The following is a 951-nucleotide window of genomic DNA, read 5'->3' as shown; positions in this document are numbered from 1 at the left end:
CACCGCCTCACGGGCGTTGTGGTGTTTCTCTTCAGTACGTCCCAGATCCGCGATGAGAGCGAGTTGCTGCTGTACATCCCCAACGACCCGCAGTCGCCGCTCAAGCGCTATTCCCTGGGGGAACTCGCGCCGCTGTTCAAGCAACGCTTCACCACCCCGGACACCCCGCCCGCCGAGCGCGAAGGCCCCACCGCTTATCAGCGGTTCTTCAGCCAGTTCGTCAACTACGCCGACCGCGCGGACTATTTCAGCCAGTTCACCGAGAACGCCCCAGAGACCACCTTCGTCCAGGAGCTGGCCCCCTTTGCGCCTCTGCTGGATCAGCTACGCCAAGCAACCGACCCCTTTTACATCTTCAATAAAGTCAACACTCTACCTCCACCCCCCGCGCCCAGGCAGGTGCCCAACCAAGACCCCTTCCTGAACCCGATCGTCACGCCGCCGGTGCACACCGGCCTTTTCTGGCCGGACGACTTCGACTTGTGGAACTACCTCTACGAGCAACACCGCGCCAAGCTGTATGCCGACGCCCGCGCCCACGCCGTGCCCACCGCAGACGTGGATGCCAGGGTGCGCTCGCGCAAACTGGCGGCGCTGCTCAATATCGGCATGCTGCTGTTGACCGGCGTGTCGATGTTCGTACCCGGGCTGGGCGAGGTCATGATGGGGGTGATGGCCAGCCAACTGCTGTATGAAGCCTTCGAAGGCGTGGTGGAGTGGGAGGAAGGCGATCGCAAGGCAGCCAAGGCCCACTGGTTGGATGTGGTACAGAACGTGGTGCTGCTGGCCGCCATGGTGGGCGCAGGCAAAGGCCTGGCCAAACTGACGGCGGTACCGGCCGAACCGGTGGTCGAGGGGTTGCAACCCGTTACCCTGCCCAATGGAAAAACCCGCTTGTGGAAAGCCGACCTGAAACCCTATGAAACGCCGGTCAAGCTGCCACCCGATGCC

The 951-nt window shown here is 63.1% G+C and carries 1 pseudogene; it reads left to right on the top strand.

Annotated features, from left to right (window positions below):
* A pseudogene (locus tag AC3WP7_RS30035) lies at positions 1–951 on the top strand (NEL-type E3 ubiquitin ligase domain-containing protein); the annotation flags it as partial.

This window comes from Pseudomonas sp. FW305-3-2-15-C-LB1, assembly GCF_058787615.1.
The sequence above is the reverse complement of the archived record's forward strand: the minus strand, read 5'-3'. Positions and strand labels throughout refer to the sequence as shown.